This is a genomic window from Binatus soli (SeqCode) (assembly GCF_050015535.1).
Lineage (GTDB): Bacteria > Desulfobacterota > Binatia > Binatales > Binataceae > Binatus > Binatus soli.
Map to the genome: position 1 here is coordinate 91267 of NZ_JBEKBF010000011.1, position 24758 is coordinate 116024.

Below are 24758 nucleotides of genomic sequence, written 5' to 3' on the forward strand. Positions count from 1 at the left end.
TCTCCGTGGCGCTTGCAGGAGCGAACATGCGAGATTCGACTCCGTCCGGCCAGCATGCCCGAGCGGGGAGCATGCCCCATCAATTTGACGGCAATGGCAGCGGCAAGTTCGGAGAGGGGGGGCGTGCCGGAGTGCAGCGCTGCCGTGGCCGCGCCGGCGAGGCTTAGATACCAGTCGCTCGGCTAAGTCAGATCAGAAGATCGGCAGCCTGACTCCCGCCGTGACCATCGCGCCGCTCGCAACGCCCATCAGCGCCTCGCCCGCCACCAGACCGGCCGCCAGCAGAATACCAGGACCGCTCTCGGCCGCATCTTCGGGTCCAAAAAGCGAGTGCGCGAGTGCGCCGATAAAAATCGTTACGCTGAGTCCCAACGGAAGGTAGAGACCGATCGCGGCGGGCATGATCGGCGTGCGCCACTTCGATCCGATCCGTTCCAGATAGCGATCGCTGAATCCGAGAATCGCCGCGAGTGCGGCGCCCGCTGCTATGGTTCCCAGCGGCAATCCGCCGTGAAAAACTCCCTGCGTAACTTTCGCCATCAGAAACGCTTGCGGAGCGGCAAGCGCGCCGGCTCGCGCGGTCGCAGTGCCTGCTATTCCGTAGCCGGCGATCAGCAGATTCAGAATCGGCGCCATTACGAATGACGATGCGATCGCGCCGACCAGCACGCCGATTTCGAGCGAGCGCGGCGTTGCGCCGACGTGATAACCGGTCGCTAGGTCGTGAGTGGAATCACCCGCCATCGCAGCCGCCGTGCACACGATCGCGCCCGAAAGAATCGCCAGTTGCGGTCCGACGCTTTGTGACACGCCGGCCAATTTCAGAAACAGCGCCACGGCGAGCAACACAATCACCGTGACGCCCGAGACGGGATTGTTCGACGCGCCGACTATTCCGGTCAGATAGCCGGCGATCGCCGTCGCGAAAAAACAGATCAACGTCAGGATAACTGCCAGCGCCGCGCTGAGCGCGACCTGCCCGCTCAGCCCCAGGCAGATGGCGAAGATAACCGGAACGCAAAGCGCCACCGCGGTCAGCACCGCGCGCGCCGGAAGATCGGTGTCCTCGCGGGCGGTCGCGACGGCTGCCTGCGTCGACCGCACGATCCGGATGCTGTCAACGATCGCGGACGCGATGCGGGTGCGCAACCGCCATAGTGTTACGACTCCACCGGTGAGCATCGCACCGACCCCGAGATAGCGCACCTGGCTGCTCCACAGTTGCGACGCGGTCGCGGCGGCGTCGCCAGTCCCGTGCCCGGGATGAAACGCCGTGAGCACCGGAATCGCGACCAGCCACGCGAATGCTCCGCCGGCGAATACCAGCGCTGCGATCCTGATTCCTACTATATAACCGATGCCGAGCAGCGCCGCCGAAATATCGAGCGACCCGGCCACCGCCGCGCTGCCGACCCATCGCGCGCCCGAGACTGCGCCCGGAATAATTCCGGCGACGTCCTGAAGCGCTTTGAGAGCCGCCGAGATCAAACCGCCTGCTACGAGGGGGCGAACATTTGCCTGTGCATCACCGGCGCGAAGCACCTGCGCGCACGCTACCCCTTCGGGAAACGGCAGCCGCTCCTCGACGATGTACGCGCGGCGCAGGAACACAACCATCAGTGCGCCCATCGTCGCGCCAACGACGCATAGCGCCGTCACCTCGACGTACGGCAGCGCTCTCACGCCGCCCAGAATCACCAGCGCCGGAAACGTGAAGATCGCGCCGGCCGCGACCGCCTCGCCCGCCGATGCGATCGTTTGCACCACGTTGTTCTCGAGGATCGTCGAGCCGCCGAGAATCCGCAGAATTGCCATCGAGATCACGGCGGCCGGGATGCTCGCGGATACGGTCAGGCCCGCGTACAGGCCCAGATAGGCGTTTGCCGCGCCGAGGATCAGCGCCAAGGCGATGCCGAGCGCGATACCGCGACCCGTCAGCTCGCGCGGCGCCGGGGACGGCTCTGGAATGTCGCGCTGCACGCCTGGCTCAGGCCGTGAATCTGAACGAGTCGCCCTTCTTCACGATCTTTCCCGCCGATGGCGTGGCAAAATGCGTCCCGAAAACGACGACGTTGGTGTCTGCGTACTTCTCGCAGAACGCGCGTCGCGTCTTCTTCGCCATCGCGCCGTCGGAATCGAACAAGTCGTCCCATTCGGGATATCGGCATTGAATCGGATGATGCATCAGATCGCCGGTGATCACGGCTTCCCGCCCTTTCGACGAAATCCGCACGCTGTGATGTCCGGGAGTGTGGCCCGGCGTCGGCTCGAGCCATACTTCGTCGGTGACGCGAAAGTTCGAGTCGATCAGATCGGCCATCCCTGTGTCAACAATCGGACGCACCGAATCCTCGACCGGATCGCGCATGTCCTTGCCGTCGAACTTCGACCAGTAATCCCACTCGGTGCCGCCGATCAGGTAGCGGGCGTTGGGGAACGTCGGCACCCACTTGCCGTCCTTGAGCATCGTATTCCACCCCACGTGGTCCACGTGCAGATGCGTACAGATGACGCGATCGATCTGGTCGCGCGTGTGACCCGCTTTTCCCAGGTCGCTCAGAAACGGCAGCTTCAGATTGCTCCACACCGGGTTCGAACGAACCTTGTCGTTGCCGATGCAGGTATCGACGATGATGCGCTTGCCCTGCGATTCAACCACCAACGCGTGGATGCTCATGCGGAGGTTGCCCTTTTCGTCGGAGAAGGTGGGATAGAGCCAGTCGGCTTCTTTCAGGGCATTCTCGCGGGTGGCGTCGGGCATGATGAAGGTGCCCGGCCATGGCGCCTCGCTTTCGATGATCCGGGTTATCTTGACGTCGCCGACGTTGAACTGGTTCATGCCGATCCTCCTGTCTCGCAGCCAACTTAGCCGTATTTTTGGAGTTTCGCCAAACGTGGGATGTTTCAGCAGGGGGAAGGGGGGAGAGCGGGGGGCGCTTGACATATCTGGTTGTCAAACGGCACGCTTGACCCGAGATAGAGTCCGGCGGCAGTCATCCGTGCCGGGCAAGATCCGATGCTATCCAGGTTTCACAAAGGCGGCCGAGCGGCGGCGCGCGCGATCGCGATCTTTGGCGCGGCGCTAATACTCGTGTCGCAGGCGATTGGCGCGGCTCATTTTCATGAGGGCGCCGTTTCGCGCGACAGGGTCGTAACCGCCGCGCTCAGTGCTGACGAGGGACGCTGTCCCGTTTGTCAACTCGCGTTGCATTCGCCGGGCTCGGTTGCATCGGCGGCGACCGTCACGCGCGGACCGGCGATAGCCGGGACGATATTCATCGCCGCGCCAATCCGATCCGAGTCGCCGGTCTTCTCGGCTGCGCGCGTGCGCGCTCCGCCCGTATCGCTCTAAGCCCCTTTTCCACCCATCCGATTGTCAGGGTGCGCGCGATCAGTTCGCGCGGCGCCACTCGCGTCCGGAAAGCGCGGGAGGATCTTGAACGTTATGAGAGGTTGCGATGCGAAGGAATTTATTTTTATGGATCTCGGTTGCCGGGTTCCTGATTCAGCTGGCTATTTGCACGGCCGCGGTGGCGGCTAATTTGAAAACCTCGACGACCACGAAATATCGAATCACGGGCGTGGTGAAAGACGCGCTCGGCAGACCGATCAAGCAAGCGGCGATCCGGCTGCAGGCCTCCAACGGGCGGGTTGTGGCTCATTCTTCGAGCAACGATGCGGGTGAATTTTCGTTAAGCGTGGGGGCGCGCGGCGCCTATGCGGTCGTGGCGACCAAGGAAGGATTCAAGACGGCGACGGAGATCGTGACGGTCTCGACGAAGGGCGCCGCGCCATTGGTGCTCGCGATGGAAGCCGAAAAGGAGGTTAGCCTCAAGGTCGCTGCGACGCGGCTGAACAAGGCGCGCAACTCTTTGTCGCCGGACACGGGCGGCAGCAAATACACGTTCAGCGAGCAGGCGATCCAGCAATTGCCGCAGGGCGCGAACACGCCTCTGAACCAGGTGATACTGCAGGCGCCGGGCGTCGCGCAGGATTCGTACGGACAGATCCACGTGCGCGGAGACCACGCCAATCTTCAGTACCGGATAAATGGGGTCCAGCTTCCCGAAGGCATCACCGGTTTCGGGCAGGTGCTTAGTCCGCGCTTCGCCAACTCGATCAGCCTGCTGACGGGTGTGCTGCCGGCGCAGTTCGGCCTGCGAACGGCAGGAATCGTCGATATCAAGACCAAAGACGGGCTGCTCGACAACCTGGCCGACGTTGATTTCTACGGCGGGCAGCGCGGGACCACGCAGCCGAGTTTCGAGTACGGCGGATCGAAGGGCAACTTCAGCTACTTCGTGACGGGCCAATATCTCGGCACTGATCGCGGAGTCGAGCCGCCGACGCCCGGACCCACGGCGATTCACGACACGAGCAACCAGGGCGCCGGCTTCGGATACTTCTCGTACTTTCTAAATTCCACGATGCGGCTGAGCTTGATCACGGGGACCGCGATCAATCACTTTCAGATTCCCGCGAACCCGAATCAGCCGCAGGTGTTCGTGCTGGCAGGGGTGCCCGTCTATCCGTCGGCGAAAGTCCGCGACAACCAGTTCGAGCAAAACTACTTCAACGTGCTGGCGCTGCAGGGAGTCATTGGATCGGATTTCGATTACCAGATCGCGCCGTTCAGCCGTTACTCGGCGGTTACTTTCAATCCGGACCACACGGGCGACCTGATCTATAACGGCGCCGCGTCGAGGGTTTTTCGCAGCGACTGGGGCAACGGTTTTCAGATCGACACGGCTTACCACGGAGTTGCCGATCACACTTTTCGACTCGGCGGGTATTTCGACGCCGAGCGCGCCGAGATCGACAATCATGAGTCAACATTCAAAATCGTGGGCGGAGTGCCTGAGACCACACCGATCTCGTTCGTTGACGACCTCGCGCTGCAAACCTGGATTTACAGCGGCTACATCCAGGACGAATGGAAGCTGGCGGAAAAATTGACGTTGAATTACGGCGTCCGCTTCGACCTGTACGACGGCCTGGTGCGAGCGGACCAGGCCAGTCCCCGCGTTGCGCTGGTGTACACTCCGTTCAAGGGCACTACTCTGCACGCCGGCTATGCCCGCCAGATGACGCCCCCTGAAACCGAACTGGTGCTGGTCAGCGATATCAAGCAGCTCGAAGGCACTACAGGGGCGCCTCCTTCGAAGGGCAACGGCACGCCGACGGTCGAGCGCGACCATTTGTTTGATGTGGGAGCTACGCAAGAGGTCATTCCCGGACTGAACGTCGGCATCGATTCCTATTACAAGAAGGCCGCCGATCTTATCGACGAGGGACAGTTCGGGCCGGCGCTCATCTTCGAAACATTCAACTACGCAAAGGGGCGCGTTTGGGGAGTCGAGTTCACGAGTTCGTACACTCACGAAAATATCTACGCCTACGAGAACTTCGCCTATAGCGTCGCGCAGGGTACGCAGGTGGAATCGGGGCAATTCAACTTCACGCCCGCCGAGCTTAGCTACATCAATAGTCATTATGTCTTTCTGGATCACGACCAGACGTTCACCAATTCCGCCGGAGTCGTTTACAACTGGCATGGATTCGCGTTCAGCATCGATGGGATTTACGGAAGCGGACTTAGAAGCGGATTCGCGAATACCGGGAACCTGCCGTTCTATGTCCAGGTCGATGCGGGCATCAGCAAGCGCGTACCGCTACCCGACAATCGAGGCGTGCTCGAATTTCGCACCGCGATCGTGAATCTCGCCGACCACACTTACCTGGTTCGAAACGGCACCGGTGTCGGCGTGTTTGCCGATCAATACGGCCCTCGCCGGGCGTTATACGGCGGGATAAAATGGGAACTTCCATTCACAAAACCCGCCGGCGTGCAGGCGCCATGAAACGCAACCCGGGTGCCGGGCGTCAGATCGTAAGGAGAACTGATTAATGCAGGAACTATTTGTAGCGTGGAACGCGATCAAATTCGGCGGCGCGATGGTGTATCCGCTGCTGGCGCTGGGCGTTCTCGCAATCGCGATCATCATCGACCGGGCCGTGCTCTATGCGCGATGCCTGCGGCTGCCGGCGGAACTTGCAGAACTGGTCGAGACGTTCGGATTTTCGTGGGTCGAACTCGAGAAGCAGTTGGGCGTACTCGGCCCGCGCAACGCCTACGGACGCTTCCTTCAAGTGATCGCCGACAATCGCAACAAGCCCGCGTGGTGGGTCGAATCGAGAGCCGGCGATGAGGCCGGCCGGATCGAAAAGACGCTCGCACGCGGACTCTGGGTGCTCGAGACGATCGTGACCGCGGCGCCGCTGCTCGGTCTGCTCGGCACCATCACGGGCATGATGCAGTCGTTCAACGTGATCGGAGCGTCAACGCTGGTCGCGCCGACGCAAGTAACCGCCGGAGTGGCGCAGGCGCTGATTGCCACGGCGCTCGGTCTGCTGATCGCGGTGCTCGCGCTGTTCGCATTCAACCTCTTTTCCCGGATGCAATCGCAATCGCTCGACACGATGGAGCGGCTGGGCTCGCGGCTCGTCGATCATATACGGCTCGACCAGGAAGGAGGCGGCGAGTCCGCGGTTGGCCCGCGCCCGGCGGCGGTGGCGCGATGAGCGCGCGCAGGGCGGCGGAGATGCGATGAAACTGCAAAGAGCGCGCAATTTTCGGCACGGGCGAATCGAAATCATCCCGATGATCGACGTGATGTTCTTTCTGCTGGTGACGTTCATGCTGGCGTCGCTGTCGATGCAGAGTCTCAACTCGATCGCGGTCAATCTGCCCAAGGGTGAGGCCGAATCGCTGCAGAATCGCGAGCCGATCACGCTGACCGTCACGCGCGACAATCATATTTTCATCGACAAGACGCCGGCCACGCTCGAGCAACTGGCGTTCGTGCTCAAACCGCTGCTCAAAACGAATGACCTGGCCGTGCTGGTTAACGCGGACAGCGATGCGGCGGAGGGGACGGTAGTGCAGGCGATGATTCAGGCGCGGCGCGCGGGCGTCGAGAAATTTCTGATTGCCGTGAAGCACTAACCATGACCGATGCAGCCCGCATCGCGATGCGACCGCCCGAGTTGGACGAGCCGGCGCGGCGCCTGCTGTGGATTATCCCGGCCGCGATCGCAGTTTGGGCGATTCTGCTGAGCGGATTTTCGCTCATCCTGATGCGCACGACGGCGCCGCGCGAGGAGTTGACGCCGATCGAGGCGCGCCTGGTCGAGATACCGCGGGAAGTCGGCGGGCTGCAGGGCGGAGGTGGAGCGATTCATCCCGCGGCGCCGGCGATTCCTCATCCAAAGTCCGAACCGATCGTCAAACCCCATCCGGCGACGCACGTGAAGAAGACTGCGCCGATGGCGCCGGTGATTCGCTCTGAGTACGGCACCGAAAAACCGACGAATGCCCCGGGAGTCGAGGAAGCTCCGGGTGCCGGAGCCGCGGGGGAGAGCGGCGGTTCGGAAACGGGCGGAGGATCGGGCGGCGGAATCGGCAGCGATACGGTGGGTGCGCGGGCGGCTTACGCGCCGACGCCGGTGATACCCGACGATCTGCGCGAGGATGCGATCCAGACCGAGGCGGTCGCGCGCTTCAAAGTATCGTTCGACGGCGCCAGCGAGGTGACGCTTGAAAAGCCGACCTCGAGTCCGCGCCTCAACCAGGTGATACTCGACACGCTCAAGCAGTGGAAGTTCTTCCCCGCGGTGCACAACGGCGTCGCGATCGAATCGTCGTTCGAAGTTCGAATACCTATCTCAGTTCAGTGAATCACGCGGCGCAGCACAGGCGTTCGATCACTTTGTGGATCATCGCCGGGCCGCGTTCGAAGGCGTCGCGGCGGATGTGCTCGTTGGGCTGATGCGCCTGCTCGAGATCGCCGGGACCGCAGATGAGCGACGTGATCCCCGAGCCGGTGAACCATCCGCCGTCGGTGGCGTAAACCGCGCCGCCGGAGGTATTTGCCCCGGTGACGTCGAACAGCGCGGCTTCCAGAGCCGTCCCGCGCGGCGAGTCGAGACTCGGCACGACGTTCAAAAGCCCGACTTCAATTTTCGCGCGGTGCTCGCGGCCTGCATAGTCGTGGCCGTCGAGCGCGTCGAGCTGGCGCCCGATCTCACGGTAAACGTCGAGCGGATCGGCGTCAGGCAGCGTGCGATAGCTGATGCGCAGCTTGCATTCCTCGGCGATCATGTTGAGTGCGATTCCGCCCTGCACCGTTCCAAAATTCAGCACGTCGCACGGCGCGTCGGGAAAAATCGCCGCATATTGAGCAGGCCGGCGCGCCGCTAGCTCTTGCTGAAAACGGCCGATCGTGTCGATCACGCGCGCCATCACGGCAATCGCGTTGACGCCCCTGGCCGGTGCGCCGCTATGGCCGCCGATGCCGCGGACGCTTACGCCGAATGCAACGATGCTCTTGTGCGCGTGACACACTGCGTACGAGGTCGGCTCGCCAATCCACGCCAGCCGCGGGACCGGCGTGTCGCCTAAAATTTGTTTGAGCGCCGGCGCGACGCTATGAGCACCGAGACAACCGACTTCCTCGCTCGCGGTGAACACGAATACCAAGGGGCGTTTGAGCCGGGCTGAATCGAGGGTGCGCGCCGCGTCGAGGCATTGCGCGATGAATCCTTTCATGTCGGTGGCGCCGCGGCCATAAATTCGGTCGCCCGCCGGTTCGAGCTTGAGTGGCTCCCGCTCCCATCCTGGCTGTCCGTCGTAGGGGACGGTGTCCACGTGTCCTGAAATTATCAGGCCGTCGGCGCGCGGCGGTCCAACCCATGCGACCAGGTTGGCCTGCGACACTCCGAACAACTCGACCGGTTGAAGCGCGGTTTTGAATCCCCGCGGTCCGAGCTCGGCTGCGATGTATTCCATCGCGTCGAGATCGCTTTTTGCGCTGACCGTGTCGAACGCGACGAGCCGGCGTGCGACTTCATACAAATAATCATTCATGCTGCCACCGGGGCGAAAAACCAGTCAGAAGAATCGCACAATCGACACGTCAACAACAAATCAACATGCTATAACGCCGCGGAAATACTCACGTATTTCTCGGCGGGGACTGGGATAGGCAATAGACCGCGCGGGCGGCTAGAATGTTTGGGGCAGAATGGGACCGGATGAGCATATGGGGAATCAGGCGGATACTCCCGCGGTAGTTGCCGCGACGACCGTTGCGGATGCGCCGGCGTCTCAAAATGGAGGACCGGGCGATCCGTCGGCAGTGGCTACTACAGTGGCTACTATTGTTGACGGGTCGGTTTCGGCGGTCGAGAAGGCGCCGCCGCCGCGAATCGACAAGGAGCTTACCTCGCCCGACCTGTTCCTCAATCGCGAGCTCACCTGGCTCGCGTTCAATCGACGCGTTCTGCATGAAGCGGAAGACGAACGAAATCCGCTGCTCGAACGGCTCAAGTTTCTCGCGATCACCGCATCCAACCTCGACGAGTTCTTCATGAAGCGCATCGGCGGCCTGAAGCAGCAGGTCGTCGCGGGGATGCACGAGCTGACCGTTGACGGGCGCACGCCGCAACAACAGATCGCGGAGTGTTACCTGGTGGTGCGCGAGCTCGAGCAGCGACAGCGCGAGCTTGGTCCGCGAATTCTCAGTCAGCTCGAGAACTACGGCATTCGCGTGCGTCTGTACGCCAGCCTCTCGGCCGACGAGCGCAAGTCGATTCGCGAGTATTACTACAAGAACATTTTCCCGCTGGTGACGCCGCAGGCGATGGATCCTGCGCACCCGTTCCCGTTCGTCTCGAATCTGTCGCTCAACCTGCTGGTCACGGCGCGTTATCAGAACGACTCGGACACTGTGATGGCGCGGGTGAAAGTGCCGATAGGTTTCGGAATCCCGCGCTTTCTGCGGGTCGGCAATCAAAGTGATTTTGTCCGGCTCGAGGACGTCGTCGCGAACAATCTCGATCTGCTGTTTCCCTCGATGCTGATCGACTCGTACGAGCTTTTCCGCGTCACGCGCAACGCCAACACGGAGCGCGACGAGGACGAGGCCGACGACTTGCTGGCTCTGATCGAATCCGAGCTGCGCGACCGCCGTTTCGCGCCGATCGTGCGGCTCGAAGTGCTGACCGGAATTAATCCGGTGCATCGCGGAATGCTGGCCGCTGAACTTGGACTGGACGAACGCGCCGACGTGTTCGAAGTGGACGGGATGCTCTCGATGCGCGACTTGGGAGAGCTTGCGGCGATCGACACGCCTGCGCTGCACGATCCGCCGCATCATCCGGTGGATCATCCGCGCCTCACCGTCGGGCGCAGCATCTTCCACGTCATTCGCGACTCCGGTCCGTTCCTGCTGCTGCATCCGTACGAGTCGTTCTCGACGTCGGTGGAGCGGTTTTTGCGCGAAGCCGCGGACGACCCGAAGGTCCGCGCGATCAAGATGACTCTGTATCGGACCTCGCCTGATTCGAAAATCATCGGCTATCTGTGCGACGCGGCGCGCAACGGCAAGCAGGTGGCGGTGGTGGTCGAGTTGAAGGCGCGCTTCGACGAAGCTGCGAACATCCAGTTTGCGACCAGGCTCGAAGAATTCGGAATTCACGTAACCTATGGCGTCGTGGGTCTGAAGACTCACAGCAAGGTAATCCTGGTTATTCGCCAGGACTACAACGGTCTGCGCCGTTACGCACACATCGGCACCGGCAACTATCATCCCGGGACGGCGAGATTTTATGTCGACTACGGACTACTGACTTGCGATGGTACTATCGGTGAAGACCTGACCGAGTTCTTCAACTACCTGACGACCGGCTATATGCCGGATCGTCGCTATCGCAAGATCCTGCCGGCTCCGACCGTGCTCAAGCGCGCGCTGTTGGCGCGAATCGAGCGCGAAATCAAGCTCAATTCGGCCGCATCACCCGGGCTGATTCAGTTCAAGATAAACGCGCTCGAGGACGTGGACATAACGCGGGCTCTTTATCGCGCCTCGCAGGCGGGCGTGAAGGTCGACCTGATAGTCCGTGACACCTGCAGGCTGCGCCCGGGAATCCCGGGGCTGTCTGAAAACGCGCGCGTGGTGAGCATTGTTGGCCGGTTCCTCGAGCACGGCCGCATCTATTATTTTCGCAATGGCGGAGCGGAGGATTATCTCATCGGCTCTGCCGATTGCATGAAGCGCAATCTGGAAAGTCGCGTCGAAGTTGTCGCGCCGGTCGAGGACCCTCAACTGCGCAAGGAGTTGCGCTTCGTGCTCGACCTCCAGCTGCGGCCCAATCGATGCCAGTGGGAAATGCTGGCCGACGGCGCCTACGTCAGGACCGCTGCCGCGGACGCATCTCCGGCCTGCCAGCAGGCGATGATAGATTTCGCGGAGACGCGACAGACGGAAGCGACCAAGGTCAAGAAGCGCCGCTCCAAAGGCTTCGCCCGCCGCACGGTACGAGAAAGGAACGGCGAGTGACGCGACCTCTGCGTCCAGTGAGTTCGTTTTTCTGATCCGACCCCGCCCCCTCGGCTGCCGGCTGCCCGATCGAATAAGACTACGGAGCGAGCGCGGCTATTCGCCGGGACGCGGCGGAATCGCAACGTAGTTGCCGGGATTCGCCACCATCGCCTGGCGAACATCCGGATGCGCCGAGAAGAACGCGCCGAGTTGCGGATGCTTCTTCGCATAGGCGTCGTCATTGATCAGCGCGGGCTTGCGGGCGAGCTCGCTTGCGACCTTCGGATGCCCGGCCGCGAAAGCGTTCCAGGTCTTGAGCTTTTGCGTGTCGATATCGCGAGTGTCGGCGGCCTTGAACGTGGTCGTGGTATTTCCGTTGACGACGGTGCCCAGCGTTTTTCCTTCCTGCGCGATCGCTGGGGCGGCGAAAGCGACGGGAAGCGCAACTGCGATCAACAGAGTCGATATACGGTTCATATTTTCAGCTTAGTGCTCCTCGCTTGAAATGCAAAAATTGCGAGCGTGCCGTCAGGAACATAAACACGCGATTGGCCGAAGCGGGAATCACGGCGCCGGCAAGCCAACGCGGGCGCTGGCGGCGGCATGCGCGAGCGCCTCGCGCGTAAAGACCATCACCAGTTTACGCTGGAAAAGGTCGCCCGTCGGGTGAGACTCGAGCGGGCGCGGATATGGAAAGTAGGTCTCCGCGGCTCCCGCGCCAAAACGCGCGACCAGTCGCTGAACGCATGCATACGAGGCTCGCACGCCGACGCTGACGCGGCCTTTGTTCCACGGCGCCAGCCACAGACCTTCCGACGAATAGACGCCGTCGTTATTGCTTACCCATCCGGGCGGCAGCAGGCCCAGTTGTTGCGCCCGAAAGGGAGAAAGGGCAGTGGGGGGCCGGCCATTGGCGAGATATCGATCCGTCGCATCGAGCAGCGCCGCGAATCGAGCGTCGTCGAGCCGGCATTCCATCTCGAGGGCGCTTGCGCCGCGCAGCCGCTCGAGTACGGCGGGGTCAGGACGCGCGAGCACCACGTCGTCGATCGCCTGAAGTTTGGCTCCGCTTGATTCAAGCAACGCACGAAACGAGGCGGCTGACGGATCCTGCTGCCGAAAGACCACGGCTGTTACACCGTGCGTCGCCATGAAGGCGTTGAGCTGCGCGGGCGCATCGGGAATCTCGCCGCCGTCAAGAAAAGCGCCGACGATCGGCCACGCAAGAAACGGCTTTGGGTTCGGCCCGGACCATCCTTCAGCGATCCCGAAATACAACCTCGTCGCCGCCTGCCAGTACATCGAGCTGCCCATCTCTCCGTATGGCAACACGAGAATGGTTTCGCCCGGCGCAAGATGATTGCGGTACGACCCTGAGCCGAAAAATTCGGGTGTGTCGAGCTCATGAACCCATTGCGAGCCGTGCGGGTTCGGAAGCATGAATAGCACGATTAACGCAACCGCCGCGGCTTTCACGGCGCGATGCGCGCGCCACTGCGAGATCCACTGCGACGTGATTAGCGCAACGATCAGATAGATGTAGAGTGTGAAGCGGACTGGAAACGCACTGTTGATCAGAGGCATCCGCGACGCCAGCTTCCACGGCATCCCGAACAGCTCGTGACCGGCGATGTGAAGCCTCGAGCCGTACGACGCGGCGTAAACGATCGCGAGCATGATCGCCAGAAAGCGCGTTTGGGGCCGGTTCCATCGCGATTTGAGGAACCACACCACAATGATGACCAGCGGCAGGCCCAGGTATGCGCCGTTGTTAATAGCTCCGTGCGAGTAGCGAGAGGAAATCGCGGCGAGCGGCGGCAGACCTCCCAACGCTAGAGTGGCCGTAGGGATGAACATTTCGAGCAAATCGGTACCGAACGGAGTCGTCTTCCAGACCGGATGCGATGACAGGCCGCTCGCGAGGAGGGCGCGATACAAATATGGCGTCAGCGCGACGGCCGACACAGCGAGCGCGATCGCGGAAAGTATCGCGAGGCTGCGGATGCGATCCGTACCGGCGGGAATCGTCAAGTAAGCCACCAGCAGCGCGGTCGCGCCGAACATCACGATCACCGCAAAAACTTCCAGACTGATCAGGAACTGGCAAACCAGCGTCGCCGCAAGCGCGACAACGAATCCCGCACGGCCGATTTCTTCGTCCAGCCGGAGGATCGCGAGATACACCACGACGGGTACCAGAAATGCCGCGGTCAGCACCAGATGGCCTGCGGCTTGATGGCCGATCATGTAGGGCGAGAAGCCGAACAGGAACCCGCCGAGCATCGCAGGCCAGGTCCGCTTAACGACTCGGCGCGCGAGCACAAAGGCGCTCAGTGCCGTCAACGCCGGCATCAGCAGGTTGGCGAGATTGAAGGAGACCACCGGTCCGAACCGCATCGTGAGCGGCGCGGCGGCGACGCTCAGCAGCGGTACGCTGGTGACCCATGCAAGGTCAATGCCCTCGGGCGCCCAGATAATCCGCGGATGGAACGCGTCAAGGCGATGCGCAATCGCGTACGGCCACCATTGGAAACACCAGATGAAGAATTGCGGATCGAGCCGATTGCCCGCGTTGAGCTGCGTCATTCGGAAAATCAGGTCGCGCCCGTAGAAAAATATTGACGATGCCTGATAGACGACGAACGCGCCCAATGCACCTGCGAGCGGGCGCGACTTGGGGCCCTCGCCGGCGGTGATCGCGGGGATGAGCTCCGCCTCGGTCACACTCATCGCCCGATGATTCAGCATCGATCGCGCTCGCGCAAGCAGCATTCCAATATGCGGTGCGGCGCCCTGTCACCAGGTATCGACGTTGGGTCGCTTCTTGCCGGTGCGCGGCGCCTTTGGCGGCGTCGATCGCAGACCCGCGACGATCCATTTGCGCGAGTCGAGCGGATCGATGACGTCGTCGATCTCGAAGTGCGACGCGGTGTTCACCGCTTTCCCGTGGCGATACATCCGCTCCACCATTTCATCGAACAGTTCTTTGCGCTTCTCCGGCTCCTCGACCGCGGCGAGCTCGTTGCGATAGCCGAGCTTCACCGCTCCCTCCAGCCCCATTCCGCCAAACTCTCCTGTCGGCCACGCGACCGTGAAAAATGGCGCCTTGAAGCTGCCGCCCGCCATCGCCTGCGCACCCAGTCCATAGCCCTTGCGCAGCACGATCGTAAAAAACGGCACACTGATGTTCGCGCCGGTCACGAACATCCGCGCCGCATGCCGCACCAGCGCCGTCTTCTCCACCTCCGGGCCGACCATGATGCCGGGAGTGTCGCACAGGAACACCAGCGGAATGTCGAACGCGTCGCAAAGCTGCATGAACCGCGCGGCCTTGTCGGCGCCGTTGCTGTCAATTGCGCCCGCGAGATGGACCGGGTTGTTGGCGATCAGTCCGACCGGACGTCCTTCGATCCTGATCAGCGCCGTCACCATCCCGGGGCCGAACTGTCGGCGTATCTCGAGCACCGATCCGGTATCGGCCAGAGTCTCGATGACCGATCGGACATCGTAAATGCGAAGTCGATTCTCGGGAATGATTGTGCGCAACAAACGCTGGTCGGCGCATTCCCAGTCGCGAAGCTCTCCCTGGAAGTAGGATAGGTACTTCTTGGCCACTAGTACTGCTTCGGCCTCGTCCGCGACGGCAATGTCTACTACGCCATTAGCCACTTGCACATCCATCGGTCCTACTTCTTCCGGTCGAAAAATACCCAGTCCGCCGCCTTCGATCATCGCGGGTCCGCCCATCCCGATGTTAGATCCCTTGGTCGCGATTACTACATCGCAGCATCCGAGCAATGCTGCATTGCCGGCGAAGCACCGGCCGGAGTTGATACCCACTAGCGGCGCCAAACCGCTCAACTTTCCCCAATAGTTGAACGCCATGCAGTCGAGTCCTGCCACGCCAAGCCCGTCGGTATCGCCGGGACGCCCGCCGCCGCCCTCGGTGAAGAACACCACCGGGATGCGCGACTTCTGCGCGATTTCGAACATCCTGTCTTTCTTGCGATGGTTCTGTGCCCCCTGCGTTCCTGCAAGCACGGTGTAATCGTACGACATGAGGATGCATTGCGCTTTGGATTCCTCGAACAGGTCGCCGTTGACCCGTCCGATTCCGGCGACCATTCCATCGGCCGGCGTGTTCTTGATCAGGTCCTCGATCGTGCGCCGCCGCCGCTGCGCCGCAATCACCAGTGGACCGTACTCGACGAAGGTGCCCGGGTCGCACAGGTCGTCGATATTTTCGCGAGTGGTGCGCTGCCCGGTCTTGCGCCGGCGCGCGACCGCGTCGGGCCGCGCAGCATCGAGTCCAAGCGCATGACGCTCGACCACTTCCGCGAGATCGGGACGCACACGATCCAGGTCCAGGTCCTGAGCCTCGGCGCGATGCGTCGTTTCGACGTCGGCCTCCTCGATAAAAGCAAGTGGATGTCCTTCGAAGATTGCGTCGCCCTTGGCCACCGTGATGCGCCGCACGATTCCGCTCTTATCTGCCGCGATGACGTGCTCCATTTTCATCGCTTCCATGATGAACAGTTGCTGGCCGCGATGTACCCGGTCGCCTTCGCTCACATCGACGGAAACGATCGTGCCCTGCATCGGCGCCTCGATCGCGACCGTGTTCTCAGGCCCCGTGATGTCTTCGTTGTGCGCCGGCGGTGTCACGACCGTGGTGGAAGCCGCCGATGGCGACGGCGCGTTGCTCCCGGATTTGCCATGATGCAGCACTGCCAGCGGATCGTTCGCGTCGATCTTTGCTCCTGCCCGCCGTGCACCGGCACGCTCGGCGCCCGCTCTGGGAGCCGGCGCGGGAGGCTCGAAGAACAGCCGCTCATGCCCGGATTCTGCGCTGCCGACCAGCGCCGCGATATTGTCCTCGACGAACCGCGTGTACACACGATTCGCGATGAACTCGGGATGCCGCAGCAGGCTCTGCAGGAATCCAATGTTGGTCGGCACGCCCTCGATTCTGAATTCGCATAGCGCGCGATATGTTTTCGTCACCACGTCGGCGAAGTCCGCCGAGTGCGAGTGCGCAATGAGCTTGGCGAGCAGCGAATCGAAGTTCGGGCTCGTCGTGTATCCCGCGTAGCCGAACGAATCGGTCCGCACGCGCGGTCCCGACGGCGCCTCGAACGCGGTGATCGTCCCGCCCGCCGGTTTCGCGCTGCCATCGGCGCGCATCGATTCCATGTTGATTCGCACCTGCATCGCGAACCCGCGCGGTTTGGGAATCTCCGCTTGTTGCATCCCGAGCTCCGCGATCGAGTGGCCTGCCGCCAGTTGAATTTGCAGCTTGACGAGGTCGATGCCCGTCACCTCTTCCGTGACGGTGTGCTCGACCTGGAGCCGCGGGTTGGCCTCGATGAACGCAAAGCCCGCCTCGTCGTTCTTCGCGGACCCGTCGCCATTGACCAGAAACTCGAACGTGCCGAGGTTGTCGTAGCGCACCTCCTTCGCCATCCGCACCGCGGCCGCCGTCAGCCGATCGCGAAGCGCCGGCGCCAGTCCCGGGCTCGGCGCTATCTCCACGATCTTCTGATTGCGGCGCTGGATGCTGCATTCGCGCTCCCAGAGGTGGCTCACGTCGCCTGTGCCGTCGCCGATGATCTGCACTTCTATATGACGTGCGCGCGGCATCAACTGCTCGACGTACACGTCGCCGTTGCCGAACGACGCGCGCGCCTCGGACTGACAGCGCTTGTATGCTTTCTCGATTTCCTCGATCCGCGAGACGGCGCGCATGCCGCGGCCGCCGCCGCCTGCCACCGCTTTGATCATCATCGAAGCGCCCTCACCCAACGACGAAAAAAAGCGCCGCGCTTCATCGAGGCTCGTCGGCCCCGAGCTGCCGCGCAGGATCGGCACGCCGCATCGCTCGGCCAGCCGCCGCGTCTGCACCTTGTCGCCGAATAGTTCGAGTATCTCGGCGCGCGGTCCCACGAACGTGATGCCCTCGGTTGCGCATCGCCGCGCAAAGCCGGCGTTCTCGCTGAGAAAGCCGTAGCCGGGATGGATCGCATCGCAGCCCGCCGCTTTGGCGACCGCGATAATCTGTTCTCCGTCGAGGTACGCGGCCGCGCCCACGCCGCTTAGACGACGGGCCTCGTCGGCCCTTCGCGTGTGCAGCGACGTGGAATCGTCGGCCGGGAAAACGGCCACGGTGCGGATGCCCATCTCGGCGGCCGCACGGATGATGCGAATTGCGATCTCACCGCGGTTGGCGATCAGAAGACTGTTCGGAGTCATATTTCTCCCGTCTCTTTTTCGGCACGCTCAATCCTTTGCCTGAATTTGTATCTAAAGCATGATGAGCCGGCCGCGCGAAAGCGACCGCGCAACCGATTGATAGGTTCATCGCCGCGCCCTTGCGGCGAATCGGCGCGCAACCTATGTAATCCCGTGGTAAAGACGGTCTAAAGCGATGCGTTTGATGAATTAGCGGGAAGGCACGGACTACCTATCAGGCTGTTGAGACCAACATAGGAATCATTTTCAAGCTTTCAGGGCTTTTCAACACCCTGCCAGACCTACTCCTCTGTAAGATCGAAGGTTCCCTTGCTATTGCAGTGCTTCCCCTTTTTTTCTTTCAGGAACGTGCCCGACATCGTCGGCGGCGTCGCTTCAGGGTCAACCGTCGCCAGGATCTTGATGGTACAATCGTGCCCCGTCGTTTGGTGAAATGCGAGCGTGAGGTCGTCGTTGGAAATCTTTCCAGTGACTGTTCCCGTCTTAGTATTACCACTAGTAGGGGTCTCACTGAATGTGCCACCGATGTTTTTGCTCTTCTGAGTGAGAACCAGGTCAAGGGAACCTGAACTGCTAGCGCCTGTGTACGTGCCGGTCCAAGTACCCGCGACTTGGGTAATCGGCGGAGTCTTCGCTTCCACTGTGCCGGGTTCGCCGGCATCCTGAGCATGCGCGGCGGTCAGGCAAAGTAACGCCAACAGGATCGTCGATGATGCAGCGAAGGCCGTGACACGTCTGATCGAGAACTTCATATCGTTCCTCTCCATTTTTATTGCGCTCAATGGCGTAAATCTAAGTTTCTTAGCCGGAATTTCCGTTTTTGACTTTGCAAACGCACCAAGCTTAGCCCAATAGCCGCTCCAGCACCAACTCGGCGCCAGTCTTGGCGGTTGTGGCCCGCTCGCGGTGGCGGCAGTGGCCTGCTGCGAGCCGACGTTCATCCGATAGTTCACTTAGTTCACTGAGAAAATGGAAATCCGGGTTGATAGGTTCATCGCCGCGCTCTTGCGGCGAATCGGCGCGCAACCTATGTACTGTGTTCGCGACGGACAGGTGAGCATGAAGATTCTCAAATCAGCGTTGGCGGCATTGATCGGATCGCTGTGCTGCGCCGCCGCGACCAGCGTGGCCTTCGCCGCCAGCTCTCCCGCGGCAACCTCGAGCGCGGCACAAGCCGCCAGCGCCGCGACGCAAGGCCCGGGTGATCTCGGTGCTCTGATCGCCGCGGGCACGCTGCCGGATTTGCGCTGGCCCAATTTTACCGACTATCGCGACGATGTAAAAAAATTCTACGACTCGGGTGGCAATTCGATTGCCTGGATCCAGAACGGCAGGGCCGGCCCGCAAGCCGTCTCGATGATTCTGCTCTTTCAGAATGCCGCGTCGAAGGGCCTCGACCCCGACGACTACGACGCCTCGCGATGGGACGCGCGACTGGACCGGCTGCAATCGTCGGCCCCGAAAGCAGCCGATACCGACCTGGCACATTTCGATCTGGCGCTGACTGTCTGCGCGATGCGCTACATTTCCGCCCTGCATGCTGGAAGGGTCAACCCTCAACACTTCAAGTTCGGCCTGGTCGTCGGACCCGCACGCTATGACTTGGCCGAACTGCTGAGAACGCAGGTGCTTCCCGCGCCGGACATTCCCACGGTCATCGCGAAAGTCGAACCGCCTTATGACGGTTATCGGCGAGCCGAAGATGCGCTCCTCACCTACTCGAAGATGGCGAGCGCGGGTGATGCTCCGCTCATACCTGTGCCGCAAAAGGGCGTGCGCCCCGGAAATTCGTTTGCGTCGATGCCTCAGTTGGTCGCGCGGTTGCGTCAGCTCGGCGACCTTCCATCCAATGCCGACGCGCCCGCTGACTCGACCGTTTACGACGGCGCCTTCGTCGGCGCCGTGAAACATTTCCAGCGGCGCCATGGCCTCGATATCGACGGTGTGTTGGGTAAGGGCACCGTGACCCAATTGAACGTGCCGCTCAAAACCCGCGTGCAACAGCTCCAACTCACGCTGGAACGATATCGCTGGGTGCCGCCGGACTTCCCCGAGCCGCCAATCGTCGTCAACATTCCCGAATTTCGGCTGCGTACGATGCGCCGTCAACCTGCCCACTACCTGACGATGAGAGTAGTCGTCGGCAGGGCGATGCGTACGCAGACGCCCGTGTTCGCGAATAACATGCGCTACTTAATCTTCCGCCCGTATTGGCTTGTTCCGCCGTCGATCCAGCGCGCGGAGCTGGTCCCAAAGACGCGTCGCGATCCCGATTATCTGGCCGATCATGGATTCGAAGTAGTAGATGGAAGCGGCAACGTTGTTCCGTCATCTCCGGCGACGGACGAGGTCATAAGCGGACTCCGTTCCGGCGCACTGAGTATTCGGCAGCTACCCGGACCCAAGAATGCGCTCGGCCTGGTCAAGTTCATGTTCCCCAATCAATACAACGTGTACATGCACGGCACGCCGGAGCAGGAACTGTTCGCGCGGTCCCGCCGCGACTTCAGTCACGGATGCATCCGGGTCGAAGATCCGGTCGCTCTGGCGGCGTGGGTGCTGCGCGACAAGCCTGAGTGGACGGTGGATCGAATTCGCGCCACGATGAACGGCGATACCACCGTACAGGTGAATCTCAACAAGCCTGTTCCGGTACTGATTCTCTATAGTACGGCTGTAGTTGAGCCGGATGGCGAAGTCCGCTTCTTCGATGACATATACGGCTATGATGCGTCGCTGGCCAGGGTGCTGGCGAATGGCTATCCATATCCTGGCTGATTAGCCACTCCAATAGTCACTCGCAATTATATATTTCAGGCTACGCCGTGTTCCTTGAACCAGGCCTGCATCCGCTTCCATCCGTCTTTGGCGGCTTCCGGCTTGTAGCTGGGACGATAGTCGGCATTAAAGCCGTGCGGCGTATCTGGATAGATCACGATTTCTGACGGCTTGCCCGCCGCCTTGAGCGCGGCGCGCATCTGCTCGATCTGCGCAACCGGGATTCCCATGTCGGCGCCGCCGTAGAGACCGAGAATCGGCGCGTTGATCTTATCCACCAAATCGATCGGATTCTTCGGCCTGATGGCAGCCGCCGCGGGCTGCAACGGCCCATACCATGCGACCCCGGCTTTCAGAGAGGGGTTGTGTGCGGCATAGAGCCAGACCTGCCGGCCGCCCCAGCAGAACCCGGTGATGCCGAGTTTCGCGGTATCAGCCTTACCCGTGCTTTTCGCCCATGCCACGGTAGCGTCGAGGTCGGAGGCAACCTGTTTGTCGGGGACTTTGGCGACGACCTCCGCGATGATCTGCTGAACGTCGCTCATAGTCGCGACGTCGCCTTCACGCGAATAGAGCAACGGCGCCACCGCGAAGTAGCCAATTTTGGCCAGGCGCCGACAGATGTCCTTGATATGTTCATGGACGCCAAAAATCTCGTGCACCACCAGCACGGTCGGAAAAGGCCCTCCGCTCGCCGGCATCGCGCGGTACGCGGGAATCTCGCCGCCTTCGACCGGAATCTTGACCTCACCGGCGACCAATCCATTGCTATCGGTCGTAATCGTGTCGGCCGACACCGGCATCACCGCCAGCGCGAAACCGGCCGCGAGACTTCCCACCACGAATGCGCGGCGCGAGAGTTGAGTTTGCAATGCAGGCCGCTTGACGCCTGCGTCGTCCGCTCGATCCATGTTTGGTTCCCCGTCTTGTTCCCAGGATAAAGTCAGGCCGGTTGTCTGCTTCTCAATTTCTGCAAGACCGTTAGCTGGAACGCAAGGGAGTCTCGCGCATGAAGCGGACAGTTTCGGACAAATCGCGGATGCCGGCGTCTGAGCCCAGGCCTTGCGCCACCAACGCTGCCGCGGCATTGCCTAGCTTCATGCATTCCGACGGCGGCCAACCCAGCCGGATCGCGCGAATGAAGCCGGCGCAATACGCGTCGCCGCATCCTGACGTATCAACTACCGCAATATCGTGTGCCGCCAGATGCACCTTCTCGCGCGCAGTCGTTAGAAGGCTGCCATCGCCGCCCATCGTGAGCACAACTCCGCGCACGCCGAGGTCTAGCAGGCGCCGGGCTGCCTCTTCGGGTGCGTGTGATCCCGTGAGCTTGCAAGCTTGATCGGCGTTGGGCATGAACCAATCAACGAATGGCAGACACGGCTTCAGGATGGCGAGGAGCTTGGGCGAGCCTTCGCTCAGGATGTCCATGCTGGTGGTCGCGCCGCTGTCGCGTGCGCGCCGGACTATCTGCGCGGCTCCATCGCGCTCGAGTCCGCGCATCGAATCGCTGCCGCCGAGATGCAGATGCGCCGCGCGCTCGATCAACGGCCAGGGTACGTCGTCGATCGCAAAGAGGGCGTTGGCTCCGATCGCATGAAGCGCAGGTCGCTCGCCGTTTGGCCTAATCGGCAGGATGCTGGCCGAGGTCTGGATGCCGGGCTTGCGAATAACGTGGCTGGTGTCGACGCCGAAGCCGTTCAACGCGCGGATAAGTACGTCTCCCAAGGCGTCGTCGCCGACGGCGCCCACCGTCGCAACCGCGAGTCCCAATTTCGCCAGGCCAACTGCTGTGCCCGCCGCAGACCCAGCCGGCGCGAGCCGAATCTCGTCGAGCAACACGCTGCCTTGCCCCTCGGGGATATGAGTCACGTAGCGGCCGAGGATGTCGAGGACGTGGGCGCCGAGCGTCACCACCGGGCCGCTCATCAGTGACTCGGCTCCGCTTGGGGGGCGGCATTGATCCGCGCGTTGCGGCGTTCTTGCTTGCGCGCGATTTCCCGATCCTGCCGCGCGATCACCGCGGAGTGAAGCTGCGCGACGATCTTGTCGGGAAGTACGGTCACCGGCTTGCCGGTCGCCAGCGCTTGCATATAGATCGTGGCGGACTTCTCGAGCAACTCTACAAAAGTGAAAGTCTCGTCGAAATCGGCGCCGATGCAAAGCGCGCCGTGGTTCTGAATTATGTAGCAATGGCATCGATTGGCGAGCGTGCGCGCGACGTTGTCGTGCAGTTCGCGCGTGCCTGACAGCGCGTACGGCACGACCTCGACGGTATTGCCGATCGCCAGCGTGACTTCGTCGAACAGCGGCGGAATAGGCTGGTTCAGCACGCTGAGTGCGCTCGCGAACGTCTGATGCGTATGAATGATGGCGCTGACGTCGGCGCGCACTTTGTACGTCGCTACGTGCATGGGAGTTTCGATCGACGGTTTGCGCTCTCCCTCGATTCGTGCGAGGTCCAAGTCCACCACGCAGACGTCCTCGATCGTCATCCCGTCGTACCGAAGCCGCGTCGGCGTGACGACGACGACGTCCTCGTCTTCGACCAGCATCGAGACGTTGCCCGCGCTGCCGGACTTCGATCCGAAGTAACCATCGGCGGACAGCCGCTGGCTGATGCGCAGGACTCGCCGCTTGTATTCGTCGTAGCGTCCCATTTTAGAAAAGCACCGCGCTGCGGGCATCGCTTGAATTTCACGATACCGCGCAGGTGATAGCTCTCAATACACTATAGTCAATACACTATAGGATGTCTTCGATGCGCGCGCCTCACAGCTTGACGGAGTTAACCACCTGGATTTTCGTGAAGCCGAGCAGACCCCAGGGGCCGTTCTCCACGCCAATCCCGGACCACTTGGCTCCGCCGAACGGAAGATTCGGCGCGATCGCAACATGCTGATTGACCCAGGCCGAACCGCACTCCAGTTGCGATGCCACCTCAGCGCCGCGCGCCGAATCGTTAGACCATACGGAACCGCTCAGCCCGAAGTGGGTCGCGTTCGCACGGCGGACCGCATCATCGACGTCCTTGTAGGCAATGACTGGAAGCGCGGGGCCGAACTGTTCTTCATCGACGAGCCGCACGCCGTCGGAAATATTTCCGACTATAGTGGGGGCGAAGAAGTAACCTTCCTTGCCCACGCGCGCGCCGCCGGAGACGATCTTGGCGCCGTGCTTCTTCGCGTCCTCGACCAGTTCAGTCACTCGCTCGAATTGGGGCTTGTTGTTGATTGGACCGAGCTGGGTCCCGGCCTCGAGCCCGTCTCCCACCTTGACGCCGCGCGCGAGCTCGCCAAGCTTCTCGAGCAACGCGGCGTACGACTTTTCTGGAACGTACACCCGCTTGATCGCGCTGCAGATCTGCCCGGAGTTCTCGAACGCACCCCAGAAAATCTTCGCCGCGACCGCCGCCGGATCCACGTCCGGCAAAATGATCGCGGCGTCGTTGCCGCCGAGCTCGAGCGTAACCCGCTTCAGATCCGGCGCGGCTGCCGCAGCAACCTTCTTGCCCGTTTCAACCGAGCCGGTGAATGAAATCTTTCTCGGCGCCGGATGACTGGTCATCCACGCACCGAGCTCGTCGCCGCCGGAGACCACGTTGAGGACTCCGGGCGGAACGATGTCGCGCAGAATCTCGCCAAGCATCAGCGTGGTTATCGGCGTGAACGGCGAGGGCTTCAGCACGATGGTGTTGCCGGCGAGCAGCGCCGGCGCGATCTTCCACATCCCGAGCATCAGCGGGTAATTCCACGGCGTGATCGCGGCGACGACGCCGAGCGGTTTGCGCTTTATTTCGATTTTGCCCTGCGGCGTGTCCTGAAGTACCTCGCTGGGCAAATCGAGCATCGCCGTGTATGCGCACCACATCGAGGCGCCCATGATTTCCTGCCCCGCCTTGTCCAGCGGCTTGCCCTGCTCCTGGGTTAGAGTCCGCGCCAGCCCTTCGGGCGGTTGTTGCAACGCAGCCGCGCATTCCTGGAGGACTTTGCGCCGCGCGTTGATGTCGCGGCTCCAGGCGGGAAACGCACGCTGAGCGGCGGACATCGCCTGATCGAGTTCGGCCTTGGTGCAATCGGGAACCTCGGCGAAGACCTTTCCGGTGGCAGGATTGATCACGCCAGTGGATTTCGATCCCTTCACCGCCTTGCCGTCAATAGTCATGGTGTATCCGGGCATTATGAATCTCCTCAATATGCGCAATCCTTATATGCGCAATCCGTGCGGGCAAATATAATTGATTCATTACAACGCCGGTCGCATTGCGCGCAAACGGCGGACGCGGCGACAGCGTTCGCTACGACCAGGGTGCGAAATGGCGTCGGATAAAATGTCCGATAGCCAGCTGTT

The 24758-nt window shown here is 61.8% G+C and carries 18 protein-coding genes; 7 read left to right on the forward strand and 11 right to left on the reverse strand.

Annotated features, from left to right (window positions below; genetic code table 11):
• Nucleotides 1-192: 192 nt before the first annotated feature.
• Complete coding sequence (locus tag ABR989_RS10190; protein ID WP_428128104.1) at nucleotides 193-1980, reverse strand: OPT family oligopeptide transporter; 1788 nt, start codon at nucleotides 1978-1980, stop codon at nucleotides 193-195.
• Nucleotides 1981-1987: 7 nt separating this feature from the next.
• A complete protein-coding gene (locus ABR989_RS10195) occupies nucleotides 1988-2839 on the reverse strand; it encodes an MBL fold metallo-hydrolase (RefSeq protein ID WP_428128106.1) in 852 nt (283 codons plus the stop codon).
• Nucleotides 2840-3016: 177 nt separating this feature from the next.
• Between ABR989_RS10195 and ABR989_RS10200 the strand changes: the two genes are divergently transcribed.
• The 5 genes from ABR989_RS10200 to ABR989_RS10220 all read left to right on the forward strand — a co-directional run bounded on the left by ABR989_RS10200 (nucleotide 3017) and on the right by ABR989_RS10220 (nucleotide 7737).
• Nucleotides 3017-3352, forward strand: a complete 336-nt coding sequence (locus ABR989_RS10200; protein WP_428128108.1) for a hypothetical protein — start codon at nucleotides 3017-3019, stop codon at nucleotides 3350-3352.
• A 178-nt stretch (nucleotides 3353-3530) separates the two neighbouring features.
• Entirely contained in the window at nucleotides 3531-5861 is a 2331-nt protein-coding gene (locus ABR989_RS10205) for a TonB-dependent receptor (protein ID WP_428128110.1), read from the forward strand.
• Between the two features lie 46 nt (nucleotides 5862-5907).
• The gene (locus tag ABR989_RS10210) at nucleotides 5908-6582 is read left to right on the forward strand and encodes a MotA/TolQ/ExbB proton channel family protein (RefSeq protein ID WP_428128111.1); all 675 of its coding nucleotides are present in this window, start codon (nucleotides 5908-5910) and stop codon (nucleotides 6580-6582) included.
• A gap of 25 nt (nucleotides 6583-6607) precedes the next feature.
• Entirely contained in the window at nucleotides 6608-7006 is a 399-nt protein-coding gene (locus tag ABR989_RS10215; protein ID WP_428128113.1) for an ExbD/TolR family protein, read from the forward strand.
• A gap of 2 nt (nucleotides 7007-7008) precedes the next feature.
• The gene (locus tag ABR989_RS10220; RefSeq protein ID WP_428128115.1) at nucleotides 7009-7737 is read left to right on the forward strand and encodes an energy transducer TonB; all 729 of its coding nucleotides are present in this window, start codon (nucleotides 7009-7011) and stop codon (nucleotides 7735-7737) included.
• Between the two features lies 1 nt (nucleotide 7738).
• Here the strand turns inward: ABR989_RS10220 and argE are convergent, their stop codons facing one another.
• Nucleotides 7739-8926, reverse strand: coding sequence for an acetylornithine deacetylase (gene argE / locus ABR989_RS10225; protein WP_428128116.1), 1188 nt, complete (start codon nucleotides 8924-8926; stop codon nucleotides 7739-7741).
• A 175-nt stretch (nucleotides 8927-9101) separates the two neighbouring features.
• Here argE and ppk1 point away from each other — a divergent pair, with 175 nt between their 5' ends.
• Nucleotides 9102-11399: a polyphosphate kinase 1 gene (gene ppk1, locus ABR989_RS10230; RefSeq protein WP_428128118.1), complete on the forward strand. Its 2298-nt coding sequence runs from the start codon at nucleotides 9102-9104 to the stop codon at nucleotides 11397-11399.
• Between the two features lie 96 nt (nucleotides 11400-11495).
• Here the strand turns inward: ppk1 and ABR989_RS10235 are convergent, their stop codons facing one another.
• From ABR989_RS10235 to ABR989_RS10250, 4 genes are all read right to left on the reverse strand, one after another.
• Nucleotides 11496-11858 (reverse strand): hypothetical protein, encoded by a 363-nt coding sequence (locus tag ABR989_RS10235; RefSeq protein ID WP_428128120.1) that lies wholly within the window; start codon nucleotides 11856-11858, stop codon nucleotides 11496-11498.
• Nucleotides 11859-11945: 87 nt separating this feature from the next.
• Complete coding sequence (locus tag ABR989_RS10240) at nucleotides 11946-14129, reverse strand: DUF6311 domain-containing protein (protein ID WP_428128122.1); 2184 nt, start codon at nucleotides 14127-14129, stop codon at nucleotides 11946-11948.
• A 48-nt stretch (nucleotides 14130-14177) separates the two neighbouring features.
• On the reverse strand, nucleotides 14178-17630 hold the full coding sequence (locus ABR989_RS10245; RefSeq protein ID WP_428128124.1) for a carboxyl transferase domain-containing protein: 3453 nt from the start codon (nucleotides 17628-17630) through the stop codon (nucleotides 14178-14180).
• A gap of 281 nt (nucleotides 17631-17911) precedes the next feature.
• Entirely contained in the window at nucleotides 17912-18571 is a 660-nt protein-coding gene (locus ABR989_RS10250; protein ID WP_428128126.1) for a hypothetical protein, read from the reverse strand.
• 28 nt (nucleotides 18572-18599) lie between these two features.
• On the opposite strand from ABR989_RS10250, the gene ABR989_RS10255 reads away from it, so the two are divergent.
• The gene (locus ABR989_RS10255; protein WP_428128128.1) at nucleotides 18600-20408 is read left to right on the forward strand and encodes a L,D-transpeptidase family protein; all 1809 of its coding nucleotides are present in this window, start codon (nucleotides 18600-18602) and stop codon (nucleotides 20406-20408) included.
• A 35-nt stretch (nucleotides 20409-20443) separates the two neighbouring features.
• On the opposite strand, the gene ABR989_RS10260 is transcribed toward ABR989_RS10255, so the two are convergent.
• From ABR989_RS10260 to ABR989_RS10275, 4 genes are all read right to left on the reverse strand, one after another.
• Entirely contained in the window at nucleotides 20444-21319 is an 876-nt protein-coding gene (locus ABR989_RS10260; RefSeq protein ID WP_428128129.1) for a dienelactone hydrolase family protein, read from the reverse strand.
• A 70-nt stretch (nucleotides 21320-21389) separates the two neighbouring features.
• Nucleotides 21390-22337, reverse strand: a complete 948-nt coding sequence (locus ABR989_RS10265) for a carbohydrate kinase family protein (RefSeq protein WP_428128131.1) — start codon at nucleotides 22335-22337, stop codon at nucleotides 21390-21392.
• Nucleotides 22337-23068: a class II aldolase/adducin family protein gene (locus ABR989_RS10270; protein ID WP_428128133.1), complete on the reverse strand. Its 732-nt coding sequence runs from the start codon at nucleotides 23066-23068 to the stop codon at nucleotides 22337-22339. The genes ABR989_RS10265 and ABR989_RS10270 overlap by 1 nt, the downstream gene beginning before the upstream one ends.
• Nucleotides 23069-23180: 112 nt before the next feature.
• Nucleotides 23181-24587 carry an aldehyde dehydrogenase family protein gene (locus ABR989_RS10275; protein ID WP_428128135.1) on the reverse strand — a complete coding sequence of 469 codons (1407 nt, stop codon included), beginning with the start codon at nucleotides 24585-24587 and terminating at the stop codon, nucleotides 23181-23183.
• Nucleotides 24588-24758 lie beyond the last annotated feature (171 nt).